The organism is Selenomonas ruminantium subsp. ruminantium ATCC 12561, from assembly GCF_000424065.1.
Taxonomy (GTDB): Bacteria; Bacillota; Negativicutes; order Selenomonadales; family Selenomonadaceae; genus Selenomonas_A; species Selenomonas_A ruminantium.
On the sequence record NZ_AUJE01000004.1, the window covers coordinates 111084 to 135808 of the forward strand.

Genomic DNA, 24725 nt, shown 5'->3' on the forward strand with positions numbered 1-24725 from the left:
TTTACACAAAAAAGTCCATCAACGCCCATAAAATAAGCGTTGACAGACATTTTTGTTTTATATGGTTACTCCGGAGCGATCTGTCGTATAAGCCACATCCATATTCGGATTGTTATAGACATTCAACCTTACAGCTCTAAAGTCATCGTATTTTGCTTCACTAAATCCCAGCTCTGCATAAAAGGACTGGAACCTTGCCGCCACTGCCGGATTCAATGAGGAATAGTCTAACCCTGAAGAACTGGGGGTTTCAATCGTATTGCCATTGGCATCCACAAACTTCTCCGCTATGATTATCCCCTGGAACTTATGCCCGTTGCCTTCCACATGAACCGGACTGTTGGGAGCAAATAAAATCCCACGGAAGTCTTCTTCCAAAGTCAACATTACTGTTCTGGACTTACGCCCTTTACCGCGCTCCCCTATTCCATCGTTATCTTCATCTTCTCCCACCGGGCCGTCATAGAAGAATATCATGGGGCGATATTTATAATCTCCATACATATCTTTTTCGGTATTATCGGCCTTGATATTGATGCTGATATCACGCACGGTATTGGTTACCCATCCGAGACCTCCACTGGTATTATATTCTTCACTTTCCAAACGAACAAACAGCGGGTCAATAACGTTTGGCTCATCTGTGTACACATCATAGGATATTTCGGATGCCGGCAACTGGTTCAAATTACGCACAGCATAAGGTTCTACGACATTGACAATGGACGCTATCCGAGAATAAACTAACTTTTTTGCCGTTGGTTCACCAAATATGCTTACCAATCTATCATAAAATTTCCCCCATAAACTGTATCCCCCCTCTTTATCTTCACTGTGCCCTCCTACCTCATCGATAATTCGCCAATTGGTAAGTTGCATCCCCAGTTTATAAATATAATCTCTAGCCACCGCAGGATCATTATCGAGCATATCGAGATCCCAATTATTAGTAAACTGCTGTTTAGATGAAAAATCAGGCTTATAATTGATCAGCAGACTTCTCAAATTGTTATTTATACTTGCCGTGCCATCCATATCAAAGATTTCTGACCGGGTACCATCTGCCTTATAAGCAGGCCCCTTATTGGTAAAACTAATTTCCTTAACATATTGATTTCGATTTCCATTATACCCCGCTGGTACTTTAGTGTTTTGTTCCCATTCCTGAAATGTGGAAAAGGTATGCGAATCCTCCACTTCTTTCATCTGTGTCAACAGGTCAATTCCCGCCAAGGGAGAACCATTATCTCCACCATCGTTTTTACTCTTTGCCCAGGCTTCAACCTTCACCTTCCAATCTGTAGGCATCAAGACTTCCGGCAGAAACATTTTCGCGAAGGGAAAATCCATATCGTCCGTAAGTTCTACTTTATAGTAATAATTCGAACCATTGTTATTATAATAATCCGGTGCCCATTTTTTCAATAAGGGATTATTGGGCGTTTTATTTTGCGAAGCATTACTTTCCTTACGTAGTTCCGTAGTAACATTGCTTCTGCCTGTTTTCCATTTTCCATCATTATCCAGCGTCAAAAACTTATCGGCTTCAGCATCTGCATTCCTACTGGACGCAGCTGTAGTCAATTGACCAAGAGCCGGTACATCCGTTACTGCTATCAGGCTGGCTTTCTTGCCGCTGACTTTTTCCACCCCAGCTAAAGCTGCCATATCGGCTGCATTCTGCATATAGGATTTATGCAGGTAACTACGCCCAATATCAATCGCCATGCCTGCAAAAAGAATCAAGAAAGGCAGCATGAGAGCAAAAAAGACAATCACCGTGCCTTTCTCTGCCTGCTTTCCTCTCATGATAATCCCCCCCTTATTCTACCCTGATACTCATGTCTCCGTTTATGCCCTGTGTCATATCGCGAATCCAGCTTCCATCTTTAGCCTGCGCATTACGCGTAGCCCATATTTGGATAGCCTTAGCTTTACCAGTAGTTTTATCAAATTCAAAAGCACAACGAACACTAACAGCATAGCTATCCTTTTTATTAGTTTCTATTATCGCATGATTATAGACTCCCTGCGTGTAAATGAGGTCATCCGAGAAAAAATACCGGTTGTCTGACTCCATCTGCTTTTGTGTTGATGGATATTGCGTATAGTTTCCCTGCATCCAATTGACCAGATTATCCTTAGCCACTACACCATTATCAAACCTTGTCTTAACACTCCCGTTTTCCCCGTCACCTGTACTGTTGATATAGTAGTCAAAGAGTAAAGTTCCCTGATTTAATGCATTACGATCATATTTTGCATTCCAATTAGGTTGACTCATCAACATCGCTCTAATCTCAGTCTGTGTCTTACCCAAAAAAGCCCCCGCTATATTCCGCAAAGTAGCATCGTCCATCGCGATGCGCTCTTGATTCGACACGGCCTCCCGCAGCTCCGAATTGGACAAAGCCCCATACTTATTAATAGCCTGCTCTGAGGTGGGCGTACTGCTTAGATAACTGCCCACACCGTTATAGGCATTGCTTACCTGCGGAAGGATTTGGGCATTGCGGAACATATAGACAATTCCTACCACAAAAAGTGCCACGAGTGCCCATTCAACAAAGGAATGCCCTTTTTCGCCCCGCAAAATTTTCTGCAATTTTCTCAGCATTTGGCTCACCTCCGTTCATCAGTCAATCCTATCGATTCAACGATTTAAGCAAAATCAGTGCCGACGGGAAAACCACGATTACAAAAATCGCCGGAAAGATAAACAAGACCATTGGAAAAATAATCTTTACCGGTGCCTTGAGCGCCATTGCCCGTACTGCCTGCCGATGCCGGTCACGCATATTATCCGCCTGAATCTTCAAGGTTCTGGACATGCTCGTGCCCAAATGCTCAGCCTGAATCACCGATGCGGTAAACAGATATAGTTCTTCCAAGTCGCAACGCTTGGCCAGCTGGGTAAGGGTTCGCTGTCTGTCCATGCCCAGCCCCATATCGCGCAGCATTCGCCGGAATTCATCGGGCAGCGGGCCTTTCATCCGATTGACGATTTTCGCTACCGCACCATCAAAGGACAACCCTGCCTGCACACTGACACAAAGAAAATCCAAAAACTCCGGCAACTGTCGTCTTAGCGTCTCTTTGCGCCGCTGGATAGCCGACTGTAACAGCAGAAACGGAATTACCGCCCCTAGCACTACCCCCAAAATCATTATGGCAAGTTGCTGAGGAACCTGCAAGGGGGACAATGCAGATATACTAAACAAGGCCAGTATCGCGCCCAGCGCTACACACAGCACCCAACCAGCCGCCAGACGATTGATTCCCCATTTTTCCTGCACGCCAAGGTGCATCAGCATGCCTTCCAGCATATTGCGCATTTCTCTTGGGGCAAACTTCATCAGCCAATTTTCCACCGAACTCACCAGCGGGCGGATAATGCGTTCCTTGAAGGATTGCTCACGCAAATAATGATAGTCAGCAGCCTTGCCTGCCGCCAGCACACCTTTGGTCTTTTGCTGTTTAGCCGCCATGCGCTGGGCTTCGGCCTCTGCAATCATGCGCTCCAAATGCTGACGGGTCTGCATCTGCGGACGGCGGGCGGCATAAAATAACAGAAACAGCACGGCCATAACCAGTACCGTTACCAATGCCGATAATAGCAAAATCATAAATACGCCCCCTTACCCTTTTTGAAAAAGATCTTGCGGCAACTCTATACCATGGGTGCGGAATTTATCCATAAAGGTGGGGCGAAAGCCCGAAGCCTCAAAATGCCCTACAGATTTGCCCTTATCGTCCAAATAATCCTGCACATAACGGAACAAATCCTGCAAAATAATCGTATCCCCATCCATCCCCTGCACTTCCGTGATATGGGTGAGTTTACGGCTGCCGTCCTGCAGGCGGGACTGCTGGATAATGAGGTTGATTGCCGAAGAAATCTGCGTACGCACCGCCCGCACCGGCAGTTCCATACCAGCCATCAACGTCATGGTTTCCAAACGAGACAGCACATCTCGCGGACTATTGGCATGAGCCGTGGTGATAGAACCATCGTGACCGGTATTCATGGCCTGCAGCATATCCAAGGCCTCACCGGAACGCACCTCGCCGACAATAATGCGGTCAGGTCGCATACGCAGGGCATTACGCACCAAATCGCGAATGGTCACCGCACCTGTACCTTCAATATTGGCTGGCCGGGATTCCAAGGTGACCACATGACGCTGCTGCAGCCTTAACTCTGCCGCATCTTCAATGGTAACAATGCGTTCATTGGCGGGAATAAAGGAGGACAGGACATTGAGTGTCGTGGTCTTGCCCGAGCCAGTGCCCCCGGCCACCAGAATATTCAGCCGCGCCTTGACGCAGGCTTCCAAAAAGATGGCCATTTTTTCACTCATGGTTCCCAGGCCCACCAAATTTTCTACCGACAGTGCCTTTTGGGAGAATTTACGAATGGTGACCGTTGGCCCAATCAGAGACAGCGGCGGGATTATGATATTTACACGGGAACCATCGGAAAGACGGGCATCGACCAAGGGCGAGGCTTCATCAACACGCCGCCCCAGCGGTGCCAATATACGCTCAATAATATTCATCAAATGGTTATCGTCATAGAAGCGGGTATCCGAGAGAAGCAGCTTGCCATTGCGCTCCACGAAAATATCCTTGGGACCGTTGACCATGATTTCGGTAATGGAATCGTCCTTCAACAGCGGCTCCAACGGGCCAAGACCCAGGAGTTCGTCACAGATATCGTCCACCAGCACCAAACGTTCCGCCCGGGACAGATTGTAATTGTTGTTGACCATTTCCCGTTCCAGATAGGAAGCAATCAGGTTCTTGATCTGTTCCCTTGCTTCTTTCCCTTGGGAAATTAACTGCTGTTCCGCCACCGTCATTTCATCCACGATACGACGATGAATAGCCAGACGCAGCTGCTGAATCTGGTCAATCTGCACTACAGCCGAACGCCGTGCCGCAAAAGCCGAAGCCATCTGCGGCTGTTCTGTATTTTTCTGCTCCATCAGGCGGGAATAAGTCTGATTTGCTTCCACCTTGCTGGTTGTCACCGGCCGTGAAACACCATTGCCAGCAGCTACCTGCTCCGGCCTGTTTTCTACGGACAGATTTGCCCCCCGATTTTCCACTTCTTTAATCGCTTGTTCTTTAGTTCTGCCCAAACGCTTTAAGAGCGACATATCATCCCCACCTTGTTTTACATTACATTTACCAAAAATATCCCCAATTATTGCCTACATGCTTATGTACTATGTATTACCGGCACTAGATTGCTCCGGTTCTATTGGCATAGTGCATTGTAAGTTTAGTTTTTTCGGTAAAAAAGGAATAGCTATATTATCATCACGTGTCAACTTCACCGTTACAGTTACCGAACCAATGTCTGTGGAATTATTCGCTTCTTCAACATTTGCATTGAACTCAGGATTATACAAATTAGTCAAAGGCTTATAGTATTTATTCGCAGAGTTGCTGCTGTTCACCATATTTACAAGACGAGTACGCTTATCTGTATCACTCTGAACGGCGATTTCCCTGGCAGCTTCCCGCACAGCAGTATTGTATTGCAGGTAATCGGCAAAAACAAACCCGCCATAAATCATATTTAAGAGCAACATAAAAATCAAAGGAAGAACAAAAGCCAACTCCACTACAGACTGACCTTTCTGCCTGTTCATCAGCATCACCTTCCCCCTGAATAGCATTAGTGAAGAAAAGAGCTTCCCAAAATCTTAAGAAGCTCTTTTCTCTAATTTAAAAACCATTCTTCATTATAAGATAATTTACGGAGTTGTCGTACCAGTACCGTTTATTTTATTCGTTACTTCCGTAAATTTGGCTTGAATTGCCTGCCCCATACCGCTATCAGTCTTCAAAGCTATAACTGCAATCGCCACCACAAAAGCCAGAATCAGTGCATACTCCACAATGCCCTGACCTTTTTCAGACCAAATCTTAATACGCTGTAACATATCATCCACATCCTTTCTAGATAAAACAGGTTAATATAAATAATATAAATTATACATCTATGTGAACAATCTTCTGAATGACCACATAGCCGATAAGCTCCAAAAAGAGTGAAATCATCAATGCCATACGCCCCAATGGGTCATCAATCAGTATCATCAGCTGTTCAGGCTTAAAGATATACATGAATAACGCCATTACAAAGGGAAGAACAAGCAGTACCCATGCTGACAATCTGCCTTGTGCAGTCAGGGCGAAAATCTCGCGCTTCATGCGAATCCGTTCCTGAATGGTATCGCCGATATTATCGAGAATCTGTGCCAGATTGCCGCCGACTTCCCGCTGTATCAGCACGGAGGTTATCATCAAATCCAAATCGGCACTGCCAACACGGCGGCCCATGGCCTCCAGTGCCGCCTCCAAGGGCACACCCATGGAAACTTCCCGGGAAACCTGCGCGAATTCGTCACTGATGGGCGGTTCCATTTCCTTGGCCACCACCTCGACTGCCTGCGGAAAGCTATAGCCTGCACGCAGGGCATTAGCGACAGTAGTCAGACAATCCCCCAGCTGCTCTGTGAAGGCATTACGGCGGCGGTATGCCCGCCAGGCGACAAATATCCAAATAGCAGCCGCGACCAGCCCGCCCAGCAGGAAAGCCGTTGCCAGCTCCAAAGTCAGCATCCAGCCAATCAGAAAAGCAGCTAAGGCACTAACTACTAATAAGACCATAAATTCGCCGCCCAGCAGGGGAATTCCTGCCTGCCGCATACGAAAATCCAACGCTTGTATCGGCCCATGTTCCGCAATTGGTGCCGCCGCCTTCCGCAGCCAGCGGCGTATGCGCTCCAGATAGGGCTGCTCCATGACCTGACCAGCTTCAATCACATGATGACGGCGCAAGCGGTAAAAAATACTCATTCGCCGCACATGCTGGAAATACACCGCCACCAGGAGAATCAGGAAAAAAGCGGCCAAAGCAGAGATTATTGCTGCCAGAATAATCATCGCGCTCACCTCCGGTCACCAATAAGTGCAAAGGCAAACTCGGACACGGCATCAACAAAAGGTGACCCCTCCGGCAAGTCTTTCATCAACCGCCCGCTTCCCGTAACTTCTTTTATCCGCCGTTCCTCCGGCAGCATCAGCGTTACAGAACGCCCCAGTTCCCCCTCCAGTTTGCGCTTATGATTCTCGGTACAGTTCTGCACACCGGAAAACATCGTGTAAACCCGCTTTCCATAAGTGTCCCACATGTGGAACATTTTCAGCGAACGCTTCATGTGCCGGACTTCCTGCCCACTGCTCAGCATGGAAATCAGAATATCCGTATCCGCACATTCAGCCAAGGCCAAAGAAATCGGATTGAACCCCATCGGCAAATCCAATATGACATAGCGGAACAAACAACCCGCCATACGCACCACTTCAATCAGGCGGTTTGCTTCTACCAGTTCAGCGTGTTCCGGCTGCAGCGGACCACTCATAATCCAAACACCATTGCCTACCGGGTGAAAATAATTTTCCAGCGCAGCCGGTGTCAGCAAATTGATATCATGCGAGGCTTCCACCACATTATGGCGGGGTACTGCATCAAAGAACATAGCCACGTCTCCAAATTGCAAATCCGCATCAATAATGCCTACAGATTCACCACTTTTTTTAGCCAGTTCAATAGCCAGCACGGTTGCCACGGTAGTACGCCCCGAATGGCCTTTGGGACTGAAAAACGCCAATGTACGGGTCGGCAGGGCTTTTCCCCGCCGCTTGTAAATCTTCAGCGCTTCTATAACATCGGCAGAATTGAAGGGCTTCAGAATACAACCACTGGCCCCCGCAGACAGAAGCTGTTCTGCAACATTGGAGTTCCACTGTCCCATAAGGCCCAAGACCTGCGCCTGCGGATAACCTTTGAGAAAACGGGGGATTAGCGCCACAGCCCTTGGTTCATCTACATTGATCAAAAATAAGGTGGGACGAAAAACGCTGCTCTGCCCATAGGCCACATCCGCATCATGATAGGTCGAAGCCAAATCAAATGCATTATCAGCCTTGAGTATGCCCGCCATGCGGGACAGCAAATCCGGGTCCCGTTCTACAAGTATTACGCGATAAGTCACCTTGGTCACCAGCCCTTACTTCATATTCTGCGCCGTCAGCCATTCATCATCACCAAACAGCCACGAAAGGATTTTCTTTGCTCCCTTCTTTTCCTCCACCGGCATTGGCGTGATACGGGACTTCTTGGTGCGGTTGGTATAGCGGCCCACCAGCTGCCAATAACTCTGTGTCAGCGGTGACAAAGGTACACAATACATAAGCGGCTTTCCCATGCGGATAGAATAGGTAACAGCCGAGGAATCACTGGGCAAATGATGATAAATCGTCGTCCCTAGGAGCCGTTCTACATCGCGTGCTTTGATATAACGGTCTGAATCCGCCTGATTTTCCACCAGACAAATCTTACTTTCCTCATAATCAAAGCGCAGCAATGTGTCATAGCCAACTTTATAGTTCTTTACCGCCGGCAGAAAATCCAGCACACCCACAAAATTGATAACCGTACTCATATCCAGCATAGCCAGATTCAACGTGCTGAACACAGAGGTCAAATCCAGAACAATGAAGTTAAAGCCCTTCATGGAACTGATTATTTTCTCTACAGCCTCCACACTGATCAGATAAGCATCGTTTATCTCCCGTGGCGGTGGCAATACGGAAAAAGCCGTATCACCACACTTGTATTCCGTCAGGTAATCATCGATCTTGAAATTTTCCTCATCTTTCAGTATAGCCTTTTGGGCATCGGCGATGGTAAAATCACTCACCATATCCAAATAGCCCATAACATCGCCAAACTGCAAGTCCAGGTCTACCAAACATGTCCGATACCCTTCCTCTGCCAGTCCTGCAGCCAGATTGATGGCCGTAATGGTTTTACCACTGCCGGAGGAAGTGCTGAAAACAGAAATGATAATACTGCTGGTTGCATCCATTTCATCAACCCTCCCCTTCCCATATTGCGGCAGACTTTTACTTTTTATTTAAGACATCACGGTTCAGATATTTATCCAAAACGGACTCACTGGCCATTTCAGATGCTACCTGCTGGGAATTATCCCCTTCCCGCGTTACCGTATCTGCCTGTTCTTCTACAGCAGCTTCTTTCTGCTGCTCTGCTGTCGCATTTTCTTCATTGAGGTCTACTTTTTTCATTGCAGCCTTTTCCTGCTGACCTTTTCTGTAGAACTCCTGCATCTCGTTGGTCATATCCGCCTGAGAAGCACTGTTTTCGTCCACCAATCGCGGTGTAACCAAAATAATCAATTCCTGACGATTCCGGGATTTCGAGGTGTACTTGAAAAATTCACCAATGATGGGAATGTCACCCAGGAAGGGGAACTTGCGTACAACCTTATACTCCCGCGAATCCATCAGACCACCAATAACCATGGTGGAACCAGAAGTCGCTGTGACCACCGCATCAGCCCGTCGTTTATCCAAAATCGGCTGGTTATCCACGGTTTCCCCACTTGGCATGCTGACCTCGGTATGAATCGATGAAACAATACGATTTTCCGCATCGACCAACGGTTTGAACTGCAGGATAATACCATAATCCTTGAATTCTGTCTTGGGATTACCATTACTGTCCCTGGTTGTATAGGGAATCTCACCACCGACCTGAATCACAGCTTCTTCCCCACTCATCGTCGTAATGCTGGGACGAGAGAGAATCTTTGCCTTGTTCTGCGTAATCAAAGCCCGCAGAGCCACATTAATGTCACTATGATGTTCGGTCAACCATTTCCAAGGATTATTACGGAAGGTTGTACTGCCGCCCGGACCATAGGACTGTCCGCCGTAAAATACCCCCGGCGAATTGCCAAGGTATGAGCCGGAAGATGTGTCGGAAGATAAGTAGTCGGAAGCTGAGCCATAGACAAAACCCACATCCGAATTTTCTGTAGGATTGATGGCGACCACCTGTGCTTCCAAGCGGATTTGGGAAGGATGGCGCAGGTGCAACAGGTCAATTACCGTCCCCGTTGAGGAAAAATTATTTCCCCCGACTGCACCGGAGCGCGAATCCATACCAGATATTTGTGCCTGCATACGCATATTGGCATTGCTGCCTACACTGAGACTTCCATTCGCAGCTGTATCCTGTTTCACAAATAATTGTGCCGTCCGTACGGCCAAATTGCGTTCATACTGATTTTCCACTGTGCCGGTAAGCAAAATCTTGCCGTCAACCATTTTAACGCGTACCCCCGGCAAACCGATGGCGCTTTCAATGACTTTGGCCTGTCCTTCATCTTCGGGAGATACACCGACAATATATTCATACCGCGCCCCATCGACGCCCCAAACAAACAGGGAAGTCGTGCCAGCCTTATGCGCAACCAACAAAAATTCCGTTCGCGACGAGGGCACGCGCACAATCGTCGCAATTTCCGGGTCACCGACAGCAATACGGGCAATGGAGGTCGGCATAGATACATAACGAGAGCTGTGCACCCCGACGGATAATAACTCCGCTGCCGAAACGTTTGCTGTCCAAAGACAAAACAGGGCAAATAGTCCAATGATGATGTTCAAATTTTTCCGTTTCAAGCCGTCCACCCTCACTTCGCAGTAACTTTATCGCCTTCAATGATTTCAAAGCCGCCTGAGGAACGGGGCGCCGCTGGTGCACTGGCTGCCGGTGCATGATAAGCCGGAGCCGGCGCAGGTGCCGCCGCTTCTGTACGCGCTTTGACTACTTCGTTTCCTTTGGACGACCGCAAGGTATAGGTCTCCAAAAAGTTTCCTGTTTCTGCTGTATGGAACGGACGCAGTGCCAAATAAATATCGCCTATAGCTGCTGCAGAAACCAGCTGCAGCATATCGTCCGGCTCCAAAGCCAATGTAGCCGTAGCTGGCTTTGCCTGACCTGCTTTTTCCTTGACCGTATCTTTTTCCTTTGCCGTGTCCTGATTAATCCCCAAAAGCAGAACATTCTTGAGCAGGAAGCGGCTGGTAGCTCCCTGATTGGTTTTCTCCACCAGAATTACATCCACGTAATCCCCCGGTTTAGCAAACCCTGCAACACCGGTAATCTCGCTGATTCCTACTGACACTGCCCGGCAGTTTTCCGGTATTTCTCCTACAAAACCGACTTTGTTCTTGTCTACAATCAGTTTGGACAGGGTAACAATATCCCCGGCATAGATGGTCGAAGCTGCAGGCTGTCCCACTACATCCTGCATGCTCATCATCGCGCCCCGCGGAACTGCATCTACTGGAATTTCCTTGATTTCCAGCATATCTTCCTGTATCACCGTACGGGAGGGTATATCATCTTTAGCCATCACCACCTGTGTCATCGCTGTCTGTGTCTGTGCAGCAGGCACCGCCTTCTGCACATCTGCGGCCTTATTGCTCATCCCGGTCAAAGCCAGATAGACGACCAAAAATACCGCTACCGCCGTTCCCCCTGCCAGCATCAACAACTGTCTGGGCTGTAAATCGTTTAGTACATCCATTAGCTTGGAAAACATCGGCATCCCCTTCATTCCTGTATTATTTTTTGACACCCCATTGTAAATTGTCTATTTATTTTAATTATTTCTTTCTTTAATTATATCACCCTGCTGAAAAATTCGCAATAATTACACGTCATGCAACGAAATAAATATGACATCTGCTCATCGATTCGTAAAAAGTATTATGCATAACATTCGCTTTTTTGAAATAAAATCCTCTCTAAATACAATAAATATTTTCTCCATCTCTACTACTTTATTTACTGAAAATCTTCACTTTTTATGATATAATGTTATAAATATTAAAATTATCAAACAACAATAAAAACGAGGTGTAGCTTTATGGGTCGAAGAAGTATTCATAAAAAATTATTCCTGCTCTTAACCCTGATGGGCATAATCCCCATTGCAGTAGTGCTCGTTTACAGCGGATTTCGGCTGGCCGACCACATGGAACAACATGCCAAGAACACCGGCTGGCTGAATAATACCATTGTCAACGAACATCTGAGCAACATACTCCAAAATAATTTCTATACCCTGCATACCATTGCCGATGCACCAACCATCAAGAAATATCTGACCACCGGCAGCCCGGAAGATGAAGCGGCCCTTCTCCAATTGATTCGCAGCAATGATAACTTGTTCCGTGACAATAATATCACGGCAGTCACCAATACTGCCGGACAACAGTTACTCCGCAGTGATGGTTCTCCGCTCGTCGATGTCAGCCAGCGCCGGCATTTTCAGGAAGCCATGGCCGGACGGGATTATGCTTCCGATATTATTGTCAGCATGTCCACCGGCAAGATGATGATTGTTCTGGAAGTCCCCGTATTCAATGACCAGCGACAGCCCATCGGCATGCTGCAAAGGAATTTGACGCTGGATAACCTTCAGGAGTTCATTACCAAACAAAGCGTGAATGATATCTCCATTCTGGTTCTTGACCAGGAAAACAAGGTCATTGCCAACTCTCATCCGGATGCAGACGAGCCGGAAGATCCGGATTACTACAAAAAAATAATTCGCGTGATGGACGAAGAAAACGGCGTTGCCCGCATTGAACTGCTGGGAAAAAATTACTTTGTTACCTGTTCGCGCAATCAGCTGACCCACTGGAGTGTGGCGACTATTCAGCCGGCCAGCGTAGTTTACCGCACAGCCAACGAGGAAGTTGCCCGTGTCGGCATTATCGGCCTGCTGCTGCTGATTTTAGTCAGCATTTCGGCGCATATCATGGCCACCCGCCTAACCATTCCCATTCGCAAAATCTGCAAGGTGGTCACCGATATCGTCAAAGGCAATGATGATGAAAAACAGCTCAGCATCCTCTCCGAAGATGAACTCGGTGAAATGGCTATGGCCATCAACGAAATCCGCGCCATACGCAACAATATGAAACAGGAAAATGAAACCGACGCCCTGACCGGCCTTGCCAGCCGCGCTGCTGTAGAATCCATTTGCCGCCAGCGGCTGCAGGAATACGAAGAATCCTTCGCGCCCGGTATGATGGCCATTTTCCTTATCGATTTGGATAACTTCAAAAAAGCCACCAAGGAAGACGGTCACCAGTACGGCAACCGTATCTTGCAAAAATTTGCGCAGGGTCTAAAGGATATATTCCGTTCTTATGATACAGTCGGTCATCTCGACAGCGATGAGTTTGTTGTCATCATCGACCATCAGAAGGATTTGACCATCATCAAACGCAAGGCGGAAGAAATCAATAAAATGGCCCGCGAGCTCATGATTGGTGACACGAATGCCGGCATCAGCGCCAGCATCGGCATTGCCGTATCCCCGCAGAACGGCAAGACCTACAATCACCTGTTCCATGCGGCAGACCTGGCGCTGTTCGCCGCCAAGGAAAAAGGCCGCAACAGCTACCATATCGCCGGTGAAGACGAAGGCGAATTTGTCGGTCTGGAAAACCAAACGGACAGCCAATCCTAAAGGAAAAACAAAAAAAGCTAAATCTGCATGCATTTCGCAGATTTAGCTTTTTTTATTTTACTTGATTTTACTTGCCGATAATCCGGTCGTATATATATCCTTCCCGCACCCCCGAATCGCTGTAGGTAATCCATTGACTCTGAAACCTGCGGGACAGGACGCTGGCAATAATCAGCCCCGGTATGATGGTATTGAGCCGTTCCGGTACTGAACGCATCAATGTGACCGCCATATCCGGTGTCATGCCCAAATCGCTGACAAAAGTACTGATCATGGTACGGATATTTTTGGTTTCCAGCCGCCGATTGGCTGCGGGCAAATTAAACAGCTCATTATTCAGGGCACAGGCCCCCTTGAACGTGCCGCCAATACCAACGATTTCCGCCTCGCTGATGTTCAAGAAATCCGCAGCAGCACTAATGGTCGCTTCGGCTTCTCCATGCATTTCCATACATTCCTGCATGGTCGGCAGGATACCGCTTACATATTTTTTGGCAAACCCCAAAGATCCCAGCGGCAGGCTGGTCTTATATTGTATCTGCCGTTCCCGGTAGGTGACAATCTCTGTACTGCCGCCGCCAATATCAATCAACAACCCTGAAGCATTGTTCAGGCTGTGCGTTGCCCCGATAAAGTCCAGCGTGGCCTCCTCGTCACCACTGATAACCTGAATCTTTATTCCCGTGCGGCGCTCAATCTCCCCTACGGCCTGACTGCTGTTTTTGGCATTGCGCAAAGCCGCTGTGGTAAACGCTGAAACCTGTGTGATCTGAAAGCAGTGGAGGAATTTCTTGTATTCCAGCAAAGTCTCTACCGCCCGCTCAATTCCCTCTGGCTGCATAATACCATCTTCCACATAGGAAGCCAGTCCCACTGTGTTTTTACGCTTCATCAGCTGTTCAAAATGACCGCCTTCGATTAGATACACCGCCATACGAATGGTGTTGGAACCAATATCAATTATGCCATGGAGCATATATTGTTCTCCTGTTCACAATACGGCAAAAATCAGCGTTTCAAGCCGCTGCCCGTGATGGGAATAACCACCTTGTAGTTATCCGGCTTGCCATCAGCAAAGAACTTCTCTGCCCCAGCCAAAGCAGCTGCAGACGTCAGTTCTGCATATACGCCCTTGGAGCCTAAATACTTCTTGGCCTTGAGAATCTCTGCGTCCTCAACCGTCACCACATCACCGCCGGTTTGTTTGAGGATTTCCAGCATGGTGGTAATTCGTTTCGGCCGTTCAATGCGGATAGCATGCGCAATGGTGGTCTTTTTCGGCTGTTCCTCTACAACCTTGAATGCTTCATAGAGCGGTGCACACTTGGAACTCTGTACCGCCACAAAATGCGGCAGACGGCCCAGTTCCATAAAACCTAAATACAGGCCAATCATCATCGTGCCGTTGCCTACAGGCATGAAGATATATTCAGGAATCTTGTTGCCCAGCTGCTTGTAGATTTCCTTGGCCATGGGGCGCATGCCTTCAAAGAACAGCGGATTATACACATGGGAAGCATAATACGCATCGCCCAGTTCCTTCTTGACAGCGGCACAGGTGCTCATGCGGCCATTGGGTACTTTAACGATCTTGGCTCCATAAGCCTCAATCTGCTTGGACATTTCCGGGGAAATATCATCCGGCACATAGACGGTACATTCCATTCCGGCTGCCGCTGCATAAGCAGCCATCGAAGCCCCGGCATTGCCTGCAGAATCCAGCGCAATTTTCTTAATGCCCAGATGATGAATCTCATTGATCAGGGTATGGGCACCTCTGTCTTTGAAAGAACCCGTGGGCTGCAGATTTTCCAGTTTCAGGAGCACTTCCAGTTTACCTGCTTTAATGGGCAGCAGCGGTGTTTCTACTTCGCCCAAAGTAATCTCCTGATGCACTTCATCCATCGGATCTTTATGCAAACGGAACATACCACCGCACTCGCAGACATAAGAGTGCGTGTTCAATGGATAAGGTTTCTTACATTTTTCACAATAAAAATACATGGCAATTCCTCCCCCATAGATTGCTCAAAATCATGCTGATTGTGTATTCGTATGCTATTTTAATATATTCGCTATTCATGCCGCAATCCCTTTTTTCTCCCGTATTTTCCACAAATTTACAGAAAATGTAATTTTTCTATTGAAATCAAATGGCAAGTGTTGTATTATAAAAGAGGGAGAACAACGACATCTAGTATGTTGTTGTAGGCAGAAGGTATAGAGGCGGCAAAAGCGGGAACGTTCGGTAGTTCCCGCTTTTGTATTGCCTATTTTTATAAGGATGTGTGATATGGAAAATAAAATTTACGCCCTAATGGGGGCCCAGGCTTCTGGAAAAGCTGCTATGGCGGCCCAGCTATTAGACATCGGTATTCATTTCATACCAGTTTACACCACCCAGGATTTCAGTATACAAAAACGCACCCGTTACCATAGCCCCCGCGGACGTCTCTTTCACACGGTTCCCCGCGAGGAATTCAACCCGATGGATTTTGTCGTAGAATTCACGCACAAAGGGGAATACTATGGCTACCGCAAGGATGATATCCTCAATTCCCTCAGAGATCACACCATCAGCGTGATTATTTTGGAGATAGAGGGACTGAAGCCCATGAGCAAGCTAATCAAGAAAAAGCTGGAAACCATCTACCTGATGGCCGATTATGTGACCTTAGTGGATCGTCTCCTGCGTCTGGGCTACACAAATGATGAAATAAAATATCACCTGCAATATGCTGAAAACAACAAAGAATTCGATTTATGGAAAATCTGTAATCATATCATTCGCAACACCTGTGCTAAGGAAACCGCTCTTATCCAGCTTTTAAGCCTTATGGGGCTGACCACTCTGCTGCCGCAGGAAGAATTTGATCAACTGACAAAATAAGAGAATGGAGGAGGATTTTTATGGGCAATTTTGGAAAACTTGCAGGCAGATTTTTTTTGGCTTTGTTGTTTTTTACGGTATCCCAGCTGGGATTGGTCTGTGCATTGCCTGAGAGCGGACAAATTGCAGCAGCAAAGGGGATTTTATCCCAGGAGCGGATAAATGACTTTTGCGGTTTTTGGGAGGAGTCCCAGGATAAAATCGTCAGAATCAACGTCACCACGGCCGAGGAGGGTTGGTTTGGCATTGAGGTTTCCTGGCGGAGGAACAGCCGTCAGGTGGATATGTGGACGATGACCGCCAGACCGATAAACACCGATACACTGGAGTATGCCGACTGCAGTCATTATCTTCTCACCTATGGCCCACAGTATATCGAAAAAGAGGAACTTCTCTACAAAGATGGCACCGGAAAAATTCAGCTGTCGGGCAAAGATGTGCTGACCTGGCAGGATGACCAGGAACACAAGGGCGACGGTTTCGTGTTTATCCCCCTGACTTCACCACTGGGCGGCGGCCTGTAAGGAATTTAATCTGTAATTTTATAAAATGAGCCTTCTCCTGAGGAGAAGGCTCATTTTTATTGTCGTTTGAATTTATCGGCCGTTTGCCTGTGCACGCAGACGGGCAATGCGTTCGCTGGTCTGCGGATGCGTGCTGAACAGCTTGCTCATGGTCGAGCCAATCCCGCTGAACGGATTGATGATGAACATATGCGCCGTAGCCGGGGTGGCATCGCTCATCTGACGGCCATTCAAGGCATAATACTCGATTTTTTCGAGAGCATCCGCCAGATAATTGGCATTGCCGCAGATTTCAGCACCATCATGGTCGGCTTCATACTCGCGGGAGCGGGAAATCGCCATCTGAATCAGGCTGGCAGCTAGTGGAGCAAGAAAGACCATCAAGAGGGCTGCAATCGGATTGCCGCCTTCGTCATCATCACTGCGGCCGCCGAAGAAGGCAAAGAACTGCGCCGTATAGGTGATTACCGTAGCCATCATCGCCGCAATCGTGCCCGTCAGAATATCGCGGTTCTTCACATGCGCCAGTTCATGTCCCAAAACGCCGGACAGTTCGTTATAGTCCAAAGCACGCATAATCCCCGTAGTTACCGCTACCGCTGCATGGGACGGATTACGGCCGGTCGCAAAGGCATTCGGCGTATCCTCGTTGATGATGTAAACGCGCGGCATGGGAAGCTCTGCGTTAGCGGCCAGATTCTCTACCAGGCCATAGAGCTGCGGAGCTTCCTCCCGGCTGACTTCGCGGGCGTTGTACATCTTGAGCACCACCGAATCACTGAACCAGTAGGAAAAGAAATTCATGCCCAACGAAATCATGAGCATAAGCATCATGCCGCCCTTGCCGCCCACAAGACCGCCAATGAAAATCATAATGGCAGCCAGCAGCACCATCAGCATCAAGGTCTTCAAATTATTCATTATCCGTCACTCCCAACTTTTCTGTTCTCGCATAGCGTCTGTTCAAATAATAACCGGTCCCCAAAACAATAGCGACAAAACCGACCTTCATCGCTAAAGCATAGGGTTCAAAATACATGCCCAAACCTTTGTCTGCCACCATAAGTTCTGCCGCCGTCCAACCCAGGATTGCCGCGCCACCATAGATAAGGGCAGGCACCTTCTGCATGAGCTTCAGGAAAATCTGTGCCCCAAACAGCACGATGGGGATGGAGATCAACAGACCGCAGATGATAAGGCTCCACTTGCCTTCCGGCACTGTATTGGCCACACCAGCCAGCGACAGGATATTGTCGATACTCATGATGAAGTCGGCAATCAGAATCGTGCGTACCGCCGCGCCAAAGCTTGCCGGTGCTTCGCCTTCCTCGTTATTTTCCTTATGGTCGGTCAACAGTTTCACCGCAATGTAGAGAAGGGCCGCCCCGCCGATAAACTCGATATAAGGTGCCGCCAGCACGCTGGTGGCAAAAAGCGTACATACAATGCGGATAAAGACCGCACCGAAGCCACCGATAAAGATGGCTTTTTTCTTGTGATGCTCCGGCAGATTCTTACAGGCCAGCGCAATCAAAATCGCATTGTCACCAGAAAGCAGAATATCCAAAAGCAGAATCCCCGATAATGCCGCAAACCATTCGGGACTGAACATCCCTGCAAATAAAGATTCCATCATAGCTGCTCAAACTCCTTTTTTCCAACAAAAATAAATACCAAAAAGACCTCGCCCTACAAGCCGCCCGCAGGCCGCCTGTAAGACAAGGTCTTGCTTACTAAATTATAGTCGGCCATACCGGGTGCGATGCACCGTATTGACGATATCTGACCGTTCAGCTACTCCCCTTGTACGGGATTTATGCTATTACTATATCATAAAAAATCGGAATGTCAAATTAAAATTTGCTTAAATATCGAGATTGCGTACCAGTTTGGCATTTTCTTCGATGAACTGGCGGCGTGGCTCTACCTTATCGCCCATGAGAATCGTAAAGAGCTCGTCAGCGGCTTCAGCATCAGCCATTTCCACGCGCAGCATGGTGCGTCCTGCAGGGTCCATAGTGGTTTCCCAAAGCTGTTCCGGATTCATTTCACCCAGACCTTTGTAGCGCTGTACAGTGACACCGTCACGGCCAACTTCGTCGAGCTTCTTGGCCAGTTCTTCATCGCTGTAGGTATACCAATGTTTCTTGCCCTTGCGAATCTGATAGAGCGGCGGCTGGGCAATGAATACATGACCATGCTCAATCAGCGGTTTCATATAGCGATAGAGGAAGGTGAGGAGCAATGTCCGGATATGGGCACCGTCCACATCGGCATCTGTCATGATGATGATTTTGCCGTAACGGCGTTTTGCCAAATCAAAATCATCGCTGATGCCCGTACCAAAAGCCGTAATCATCGTGCGGATTTCAGCGTTGGCAAAAATCTTGTCGAGACGTGCCTTTTCGACGTTCAGAATCTTACCGCGCAGGGGCAGGATAGCTTGGAATCGTCTATCACGGCCCTGCTTGGCGGAGCCGCCTGCAGAGTCACCCTCTACGAGGTAGATTTCGGCCATTTCCGGGTCTTTGACGGAGCAGTCAGCCAGCTTGCCGGGCAGGCTCGATACTTCCAGCGCATTCTTGCGGCGCGTAAGTTCACGGGCCTTGCGGGCGGCTTCGCGGGCACGGGCGGCCATAATGGCCTTTTCGATGAACTTCTTCGTGATAACCGGGTTTTCCTCGAAGTATTCGGACAGACCTTCCGTCACGATGGAGTCCACAATACCGCGCACTTCGCTGTTGCCCAGTTTGGTCTTGGTCTGACCTTCGAACTGCGGGTCACGCACCTTGAGGCTGATAACCGCCGTCAGGCCTTCACGCACATCGTCACCGGAGAGATTGCCGTCCTTGTCCTTCAAAATATTCTGTTTGCGGGCAAAGTCGTTGGCTGCACGGGTCAGGGCGAGCTTAAAGCCAGCCAGATGGGTACCGCCTTCTTCGGTGTTGATGTTATTGACGAAGGAGTAGATATTCTCCTGATAGCTGTCGTTATACTGCAGGGCAATTTCCACGACCGTATCATCTTTGATGCCGTTGAAGTAAATCGGCACCGGATTGATTTTTTCCTTTTTGCGGTTCAGATGTTCGACAAAAGAGCTGATACCGCCTTCAAAATGGAACGTATCGCTTCTGAGTTCCTCACCACGCTCATCGTTGAGCACAATGGTAATACCATGATTCAGGAACGCCAGTTCACGCAAACGGTGTTTCAACGTGTCGTAGCTGTACGTGGTCACGGAGAAAATCTCCGGGTCCGGTACAAAGTGCACACGTGTTCCCGTAATCTCCGTTTCACCGGTTACATGGAGCTTTTCCACGGTTTCACCGCGCTTAAAGGAGATTTCATGGATTTTACCGTCACGTTTAACCTGTACTTCCATCGAAGTGGACAGGGCGTTAACAACGGATACACCTACACCGTGCAGACCGCCGGATACCTTGTAGCCGTCACCACCGAATTTACCGCCGGCATGGAGTACCGTCAGTACGACTTCCACAGCCGGCATACCGCTTTCATGCATGTCTACAGGGATACCACGGCCATTATCCGTAACGGTAATGCTGTTATCCTTGTGAATGGTTACATCAATCTTGTCGCAGAAACCAGCCAAAGCCTCGTCAATGGAGTTATCGACCACTTCGTAGACGAGATGGTGCAGGCCGCGCTCGGAAGTGCTGCCGATATACATACCGGGACGCATACGCACAGCTTCCAGACCCTCAAGAATCTGAATCTGTTCAGCACCATAATCGGCATCTACAGCCGTCACTTCAGCGCTGCTTTCATCGGTATGAATCTCAATGCCGGTGGTATCCACGCTCTCTATGCTGCTTTCTGCATTTTCTATATTCAACTGTTCATTATCGTTTGCCATGAAATCTTACGCTCCCATCATTCCGTAAAAGACTCCGATACTGCAAGGGGCGCAGCATCCTTTTCCATATCCATTGTATCATAAACCATCTGCGACCGCCGTTTTAAAGTCCATGGCGAAATCGCGGACAGGTAAGTTTTCTTATCGGTGAGGATCAGAGACTTTTTAGCTTCCTCATCTTTGCGAATTTCCAAGGGCAGCGTGTTCACCAGCCGTCCTGCCGTCTGCTCATTTTCCAAAAATTCGCTGCCTGTTCCTTTTTGAAACAGGGAATAATCGTGTATGGCAATCACATCTTTGGTTCGCACAGATACGCCATTGCCTAAATGGAGAAACATGGGTTACCTCCTCCCAAGTTTGATGACCTCATAGCGCTTGGGTGCTTTATAATCCTTGGGCCGATGCATATCAAACCGCAGGTCATAAAGTGCGCGGGTTATATTATCCTCATTGAGCTGCTCCGGCGGCAGACAGCGGTAGAGCATCACGAGCGTTTTGGCTTTTATGCTGGTCTTGTCGTTCACATCTGTATCGGCAGCCAGTTTCTGTACCATGATGGAGCGCTGTTCATTGACCATCTTCGTCGTACATTCCGGTACGTACTTTTTGACCTCCGGGTATCTTGCCCAAGGCATATCCCGAAGAACCTGCCGAACAGCTGCTGTTATTTTATCCCGCTGACTGCGCCTGCATTCATCGCACAAAGATTCCTCCGGTGCCATCAGACGGCCGCATTGCGGACATTTTTTATAGCTCTTGGCCAGCTTCAACTTCTGCAGCTGCAAATGCTTGCGGTAAAGATTACTTACAGCCCTGCCAATTTCCTCGTCCTCAGCCTCCGACCCCAAAACTTCCGCCGCCTGCATTTCTACAGGAGACAGGGGCATCTTGCATCGCTCCCGGCCCAAATTTTCCTCTGCTTCGGCAGGTGTCAGCCGGATTTCATCGATACCTTCACTATCGGCTTTTTCCCAGCGTTTGGTAAAAGCCACCTTCTCAATCATCTTTTGTCCTGCAAAATTATTGACCGATTGCACGATTTGCGGCATCATCATCTGCAATTCATTACGTAAAGACGAATTATCACTGTATATGTATAGGGTATCCTTGCGTATACCTTGCGGAGATGTATTATTGGCAATAAAATCGCCTACAATCTCAGGCCAATGCCATAGAACCCAGTGCATATAATATTTCTTTTCACAAGCTTTACCCATATGATTGAATGTCTTGCGGATAATACTATCCGGACGTTCCAAGCCCGGACTGCGGGCCTTCAAATTACCTGCCATAGCTTACCTCGTAATTTTCCCGGCCTCCACCTGATAATAGGTCCCCATACGCTCTGCTGGAAAATATGCACTGTCCGTTGCGGTAATCATCGTCTGAATCCGCTCCCGGCGAATGAAATCCAGCAACTGTCTGCGGCGGGAAGCATCTAATTCACTCATTACATCGTCCAGCAAGAGCACCGGATATTCCCCCGTCTCCGAGCGCAGAAATTCCAATTCAGCCAGTTTCAACGATAGCACGCCGGTACGCTGCTGTCCCTGCGAGCCAAAAGCGCGCAGATTGATTCCATTGACGGTAAGAATGATATCGTCCAAATGAGGTCCGCGGCCTGTAGAACCACGGAGGATATCGATTTCCCGATGACTTGCAAGCTCTTTATTATACCATGAATTGAGGTCATTTGTCACGTTTTGCCCCTCAGCACCATGAATATCATAGGTTATGGACAGGTTCTCCAGATTGCCGGAAATACGTCTCTGCATAAGGTTAGCCAGCATATTCAGCTTCTTGACTGCCTCCAGACGCTTCTGCGTAATTTTTATGGCACTTTCCACCAGCTGAATATCCCAAAGATCCAACATATCCACGCCCGCTTTGTGTTCCCGTATCTTTTTCAGGAGATTATTGCGCTGCGTGATGATTTTGCCATATTTGGCCAATTCATGATAATAAGCCGGACTGGCCTGGCTTATCTCCCCGTCCAAAAAACGCCGGCGAAGTGCCGGCGCCCCCTTGATCAGAAATAAATCCTCCGGGGAAAAAAGAACGGTATTCAGGCTGCCCACCAAATCTTTCGGACGAATCGGGTGCTCATTCAAGATAATCCTGCGCCGCTTATCCCGGCTGAATTGAAATTCCAAACCATTTTCTACGCCCAAGCGGGTAAATCCTAGCTGTACTAAAGCTTGTGGACAATCCCAACGAATAAGGTCTGTATCTGTATGCGTCCGATGGGAACGTCCCAGTGAAGCATAGTAAACCGCCTCAATGATATTCGTCTTACCCTGAGCATTCGCGCCCAGAAAAATATTGATGTTCGGATCAAATGTTAACTTTAACTCACTATAATTTCGGTAGTCCTTTAAATGTAATGAATAAATATGCATAAATGTACCATTCTATGTCTCTCAGTGGCGGACACAGACCCGCCAGGCCCCCATATCCGTGATTTCGACGATATCGCCATCATGGAGTTTACGGCGGCGAGCCGATTCTTTTTCGCCATTACGGTAAATAAGGCCCTCAGCCAGCAGGGCCTTGACTTCACCACCAGAGGGCAGTACGCCTGCCCATTTCAGAAACTGGTCCAACTGAATCTCCTCAGTTTCAATTTCAATATTTTCAGGTTTCATATGAAAAAAATCTCCTTCGTTTTAATGTGCAGTACGTACTGGCGTAACGACATAGATAAAGGCATCGTCTTTTTCCTCTTTGACCGTCATCGGAGAAAGCGGTTTCGTCAGGCGCAGTTCGCAGTTTTTGCTGTCAATGATCTTCATGACATCTGTAAGATACTGAGCGTTGAAGGCAATCGTGACATCAGGACCTTCGATAGACGCCGGAATGGTTTCTTCCGCATTGCCGATATCCGGGTTGTTGGAGGTGATATGCAGCTGGCCCTGAGCAAATTCCATCTTGATTACATTGTAGTCACCAGCTCGGGAAATCAGGGATACGCGGTCAACCGCAGCATTGAATTCCGCAGAATCCAAAACGACCAAAGTGTCGTGATTGGGAGGAATAACGTAATTGTAATCCGGGTACGCACCCTCAATCAGACGGGAAGTCATATAAATATTATCAAAGGCGAAGCTAATCTGGTTGAAATTGCAGCTGACCTCTACATCAGTGGGAATATCCGAGGTCATATTGTGGAGCAGTTCCTGCAGGATATTTGCTGGAATGATGACCTTGATGTTGCCTAGTGGTTCAGCGAACTGCTCATATTTCACAGCCAACCTGTGCATATTGGTAGCTGCCATGGTCACTTTGTTGTCAGCCACTTCCAGGTAACAGCCAGTAAATACCGGACGGGATTCGTCTTTGGAGCAGGCAAAAACGGTTTTCTTGATCAACGAACGCAGGATATTGTCCTTGATGGTGAACTGGACATTGCTTTCAATTGCCTTTACCGTTGGGAATTCGGCAGCGTTCATGCTGAGCAGGGTGAAATTTGCCTGATTGGAAGTAATGTTGATGATTTTTTCTGTACGATTGTAAGAAAGTGTCAGGCTATCCCCAGGCAGCTTGCGGATAACTTCCAGGAAATAACGTCCACTGACAGCGATTTGTCCCGGTTCTTCAATTTCTACAGGAATACGGCATACCAGGCCGATTTCATTGTTGGTGGCATGAAGTTCCAGAATATTATTTTCCGCTCTTAGAAAAATCCCGGCCAATATGGGGGTTTGGGGCTTGGAGGCTATGGCTTTGGAGACAATGGAAAGAGCGCTGGACAGTTCTGATTTAACACAGGTTATTTTCATGGGGCGAGGTCCTTTCTTTTTTTTAATATTACTCTATAGATTTATAAATAAATAGCCGTAGTAGTAGTAGGGCCTGTGGAAATGTGGAAAAGGGCGATGACGGCAGAGATTATCGACAGGCCGGCTGTTAATAAGGTGTTGACAATAAGAGGGTGGGTTATCCACATTATCCACGGAAATAAACACAGCTCTTATTTATCCACAAATTGCCAACAGGAT

At 48.0% G+C, this 24725-nt stretch carries 24 protein-coding genes; 3 read left to right on the top strand and 21 right to left on the bottom strand.

The window, feature by feature from the left end; translation table 11 throughout:
• Nucleotides 1-57 precede the first annotated feature (57 nt).
• The 11 genes from G598_RS0103295 to cpaB all read right to left on the bottom strand — a co-directional run bounded on the left by G598_RS0103295 (nt 58) and on the right by cpaB (nt 11495).
• Entirely contained in the window at nt 58-1809 is a 1752-nt protein-coding gene (locus G598_RS0103295; protein ID WP_026765738.1) for a TadE/TadG family type IV pilus assembly protein, read from the bottom strand.
• Nucleotides 1810-1822: 13 nt separating this feature from the next.
• Entirely contained in the window at nt 1823-2617 is a 795-nt protein-coding gene (locus G598_RS0103300; protein ID WP_026765739.1) for a hypothetical protein, read from the bottom strand.
• Nucleotides 2618-2645: 28 nt separating this feature from the next.
• Nucleotides 2646-3626, bottom strand: a complete 981-nt coding sequence (locus G598_RS16905; protein WP_051179866.1) for a type II secretion system F family protein — start codon at nt 3624-3626, stop codon at nt 2646-2648.
• Between the two features lie 12 nt (nt 3627-3638).
• Nucleotides 3639-4988, bottom strand: coding sequence for a TadA family conjugal transfer-associated ATPase (locus tag G598_RS0103310; RefSeq protein WP_037363123.1), 1350 nt, complete (start codon nt 4986-4988; stop codon nt 3639-3641).
• 243 nt (nt 4989-5231) lie between these two features.
• Complete coding sequence (locus G598_RS0103315) at nt 5232-5660, bottom strand: TadE/TadG family type IV pilus assembly protein (RefSeq protein WP_157833260.1); 429 nt, start codon at nt 5658-5660, stop codon at nt 5232-5234.
• 105 nt (nt 5661-5765) lie between these two features.
• Nucleotides 5766-5954 (bottom strand): Flp family type IVb pilin, encoded by a 189-nt coding sequence (locus G598_RS0103320; RefSeq protein WP_026765742.1) that lies wholly within the window; start codon nt 5952-5954, stop codon nt 5766-5768.
• A gap of 49 nt (nt 5955-6003) precedes the next feature.
• Entirely contained in the window at nt 6004-6960 is a 957-nt protein-coding gene (locus tag G598_RS0103325) for a type II secretion system F family protein (protein WP_051179869.1), read from the bottom strand.
• Nucleotides 6961-6965: 5 nt separating this feature from the next.
• Nucleotides 6966-8081, bottom strand: coding sequence for a CpaE/TadZ family protein (locus G598_RS0103330; RefSeq protein ID WP_026765744.1), 1116 nt, complete (start codon nt 8079-8081; stop codon nt 6966-6968).
• Nucleotides 8082-8087: 6 nt separating this feature from the next.
• Complete coding sequence (locus G598_RS16910; protein ID WP_051179871.1) at nt 8088-8948, bottom strand: CpaE/TadZ family protein; 861 nt, start codon at nt 8946-8948, stop codon at nt 8088-8090.
• A gap of 37 nt (nt 8949-8985) precedes the next feature.
• Nucleotides 8986-10569, bottom strand: a complete 1584-nt coding sequence (locus G598_RS16915; RefSeq protein ID WP_051179873.1) for a type II and III secretion system protein family protein — start codon at nt 10567-10569, stop codon at nt 8986-8988.
• Between the two features lie 11 nt (nt 10570-10580).
• A complete protein-coding gene (gene cpaB, locus G598_RS0103345) occupies nt 10581-11495 on the bottom strand; it encodes a Flp pilus assembly protein CpaB (RefSeq protein ID WP_157833261.1) in 915 nt (304 codons plus the stop codon).
• A 327-nt stretch (nt 11496-11822) separates the two neighbouring features.
• Between cpaB and G598_RS0103350 the strand changes: the two genes are divergently transcribed.
• Entirely contained in the window at nt 11823-13436 is a 1614-nt protein-coding gene (locus tag G598_RS0103350; protein ID WP_026765746.1) for a sensor domain-containing diguanylate cyclase, read from the top strand.
• Nucleotides 13437-13503: 67 nt separating this feature from the next.
• Here the strand turns inward: G598_RS0103350 and G598_RS0103355 are convergent, their stop codons facing one another.
• Both G598_RS0103355 and G598_RS0103360 read right to left on the bottom strand, forming a co-directional pair.
• On the bottom strand, nt 13504-14412 hold the full coding sequence (locus G598_RS0103355) for a Ppx/GppA phosphatase family protein (RefSeq protein WP_026765747.1): 909 nt from the start codon (nt 14410-14412) through the stop codon (nt 13504-13506).
• Nucleotides 14413-14444: 32 nt separating this feature from the next.
• On the bottom strand, nt 14445-15440 hold the full coding sequence (locus tag G598_RS0103360; protein ID WP_026765748.1) for a pyridoxal-phosphate dependent enzyme: 996 nt from the start codon (nt 15438-15440) through the stop codon (nt 14445-14447).
• A 289-nt stretch (nt 15441-15729) separates the two neighbouring features.
• On the opposite strand from G598_RS0103360, the gene G598_RS0103365 reads away from it, so the two are divergent.
• Both G598_RS0103365 and G598_RS0103370 read left to right on the top strand, forming a co-directional pair.
• Entirely contained in the window at nt 15730-16326 is a 597-nt protein-coding gene (locus tag G598_RS0103365) for a nucleoside/nucleotide kinase family protein (RefSeq protein ID WP_026765749.1), read from the top strand.
• Nucleotides 16327-16346: 20 nt separating this feature from the next.
• Nucleotides 16347-16850: a hypothetical protein gene (locus G598_RS0103370; RefSeq protein ID WP_026765750.1), complete on the top strand. Its 504-nt coding sequence runs from the start codon at nt 16347-16349 to the stop codon at nt 16848-16850.
• Nucleotides 16851-16922: 72 nt separating this feature from the next.
• Here the strand turns inward: G598_RS0103370 and htpX are convergent, their stop codons facing one another.
• From htpX to dnaN, 8 genes are all read right to left on the bottom strand, one after another.
• The gene (gene htpX / locus G598_RS0103375) at nt 16923-17771 is read right to left on the bottom strand and encodes a zinc metalloprotease HtpX (RefSeq protein WP_026765751.1); all 849 of its coding nucleotides are present in this window, start codon (nt 17769-17771) and stop codon (nt 16923-16925) included.
• Nucleotides 17764-18486, bottom strand: coding sequence for a TerC family protein (locus G598_RS0103380; protein WP_336433143.1), 723 nt, complete (start codon nt 18484-18486; stop codon nt 17764-17766). Before G598_RS0103380 ends, htpX begins: the two co-directional genes overlap by 8 nt.
• Before the next feature lie 228 nt (nt 18487-18714).
• Nucleotides 18715-20727, bottom strand: a complete 2013-nt coding sequence (gene gyrB / locus G598_RS0103385) for a DNA topoisomerase (ATP-hydrolyzing) subunit B (RefSeq protein WP_026765753.1) — start codon at nt 20725-20727, stop codon at nt 18715-18717.
• A gap of 17 nt (nt 20728-20744) precedes the next feature.
• Complete coding sequence (remB, locus tag G598_RS16920; protein ID WP_051179874.1) at nt 20745-21065, bottom strand: extracellular matrix regulator RemB; 321 nt, start codon at nt 21063-21065, stop codon at nt 20745-20747.
• 3 nt (nt 21066-21068) lie between these two features.
• Nucleotides 21069-22019: a DciA family protein gene (locus G598_RS18450; RefSeq protein ID WP_026765754.1), complete on the bottom strand. Its 951-nt coding sequence runs from the start codon at nt 22017-22019 to the stop codon at nt 21069-21071.
• Between the two features lie 3 nt (nt 22020-22022).
• Nucleotides 22023-23126, bottom strand: a complete 1104-nt coding sequence (gene recF / locus G598_RS0103400; RefSeq protein WP_026765755.1) for a DNA replication/repair protein RecF — start codon at nt 23124-23126, stop codon at nt 22023-22025.
• Nucleotides 23127-23147: 21 nt separating this feature from the next.
• Complete coding sequence (locus tag G598_RS0103405; RefSeq protein WP_026765756.1) at nt 23148-23372, bottom strand: RNA-binding S4 domain-containing protein; 225 nt, start codon at nt 23370-23372, stop codon at nt 23148-23150.
• A 21-nt stretch (nt 23373-23393) separates the two neighbouring features.
• Nucleotides 23394-24506 (bottom strand): DNA polymerase III subunit beta, encoded by a 1113-nt coding sequence (gene dnaN, locus G598_RS0103410; protein WP_026765757.1) that lies wholly within the window; start codon nt 24504-24506, stop codon nt 23394-23396.
• Nucleotides 24507-24725: the final 219 nt, after the last annotated feature.

Coding starts and splice junctions, on each gene's coding strand:
- G598_RS0103300 (WP_026765739.1), bottom strand. CDS start 2,617: ATGCTGAGAAAATTGCAGAAAATTTTGCGGGGCGAAAAAGGGCATTCC.
- G598_RS0103355 (WP_026765747.1), bottom strand. CDS start 14,412: ATGCTCCATGGCATAATTGATATTGGTTCCAACACCATTCGTATGGCG.
- G598_RS0103405 (WP_026765756.1), bottom strand. CDS start 23,372: ATGAAACCTGAAAATATTGAAATTGAAACTGAGGAGATTCAGTTGGAC.
- G598_RS0103310 (WP_037363123.1), bottom strand. CDS start 4,988: ATGGAGCAGAAAAATACAGAACAGCCGCAGATGGCTTCGGCTTTTGCG.
- G598_RS0103350 (WP_026765746.1), top strand. CDS start 11,823: ATGGGTCGAAGAAGTATTCATAAAAAATTATTCCTGCTCTTAACCCTG.
- htpX (WP_026765751.1), bottom strand. CDS start 17,771: ATGAATAATTTGAAGACCTTGATGCTGATGGTGCTGCTGGCTGCCATT.
- G598_RS0103360 (WP_026765748.1), bottom strand. CDS start 15,440: ATGTATTTTTATTGTGAAAAATGTAAGAAACCTTATCCATTGAACACG.
- G598_RS0103320 (WP_026765742.1), bottom strand. CDS start 5,954: ATGTTACAGCGTATTAAGATTTGGTCTGAAAAAGGTCAGGGCATTGTG.
- dnaN (WP_026765757.1), bottom strand. CDS start 24,506: ATGAAAATAACCTGTGTTAAATCAGAACTGTCCAGCGCTCTTTCCATT.
- remB (WP_051179874.1), bottom strand. CDS start 21,065: ATGTTTCTCCATTTAGGCAATGGCGTATCTGTGCGAACCAAAGATGTG.
- gyrB (WP_026765753.1), bottom strand. CDS start 20,727: ATGGCAAACGATAATGAACAGTTGAATATAGAAAATGCAGAAAGCAGC.
- cpaB (WP_157833261.1), bottom strand. CDS start 11,495: ATGTTTTCCAAGCTAATGGATGTACTAAACGATTTACAGCCCAGACAG.
- G598_RS0103380 (WP_336433143.1), bottom strand. CDS start 18,486: ATGATGGAATCTTTATTTGCAGGGATGTTCAGTCCCGAATGGTTTGCG.
- G598_RS0103370 (WP_026765750.1), top strand. CDS start 16,347: ATGGGCAATTTTGGAAAACTTGCAGGCAGATTTTTTTTGGCTTTGTTG.
- G598_RS18450 (WP_026765754.1), bottom strand. CDS start 22,019: ATGGCAGGTAATTTGAAGGCCCGCAGTCCGGGCTTGGAACGTCCGGAT.
- G598_RS16905 (WP_051179866.1), bottom strand. CDS start 3,626: ATGATTTTGCTATTATCGGCATTGGTAACGGTACTGGTTATGGCCGTG.
- G598_RS16910 (WP_051179871.1), bottom strand. CDS start 8,948: ATGGATGCAACCAGCAGTATTATCATTTCTGTTTTCAGCACTTCCTCC.
- G598_RS0103295 (WP_026765738.1), bottom strand. CDS start 1,809: ATGAGAGGAAAGCAGGCAGAGAAAGGCACGGTGATTGTCTTTTTTGCT.
- G598_RS0103315 (WP_157833260.1), bottom strand. CDS start 5,660: ATGAACAGGCAGAAAGGTCAGTCTGTAGTGGAGTTGGCTTTTGTTCTT.
- G598_RS0103325 (WP_051179869.1), bottom strand. CDS start 6,960: ATGATTATTCTGGCAGCAATAATCTCTGCTTTGGCCGCTTTTTTCCTG.
- G598_RS0103365 (WP_026765749.1), top strand. CDS start 15,730: ATGGAAAATAAAATTTACGCCCTAATGGGGGCCCAGGCTTCTGGAAAA.
- recF (WP_026765755.1), bottom strand. CDS start 23,126: ATGCATATTTATTCATTACATTTAAAGGACTACCGAAATTATAGTGAG.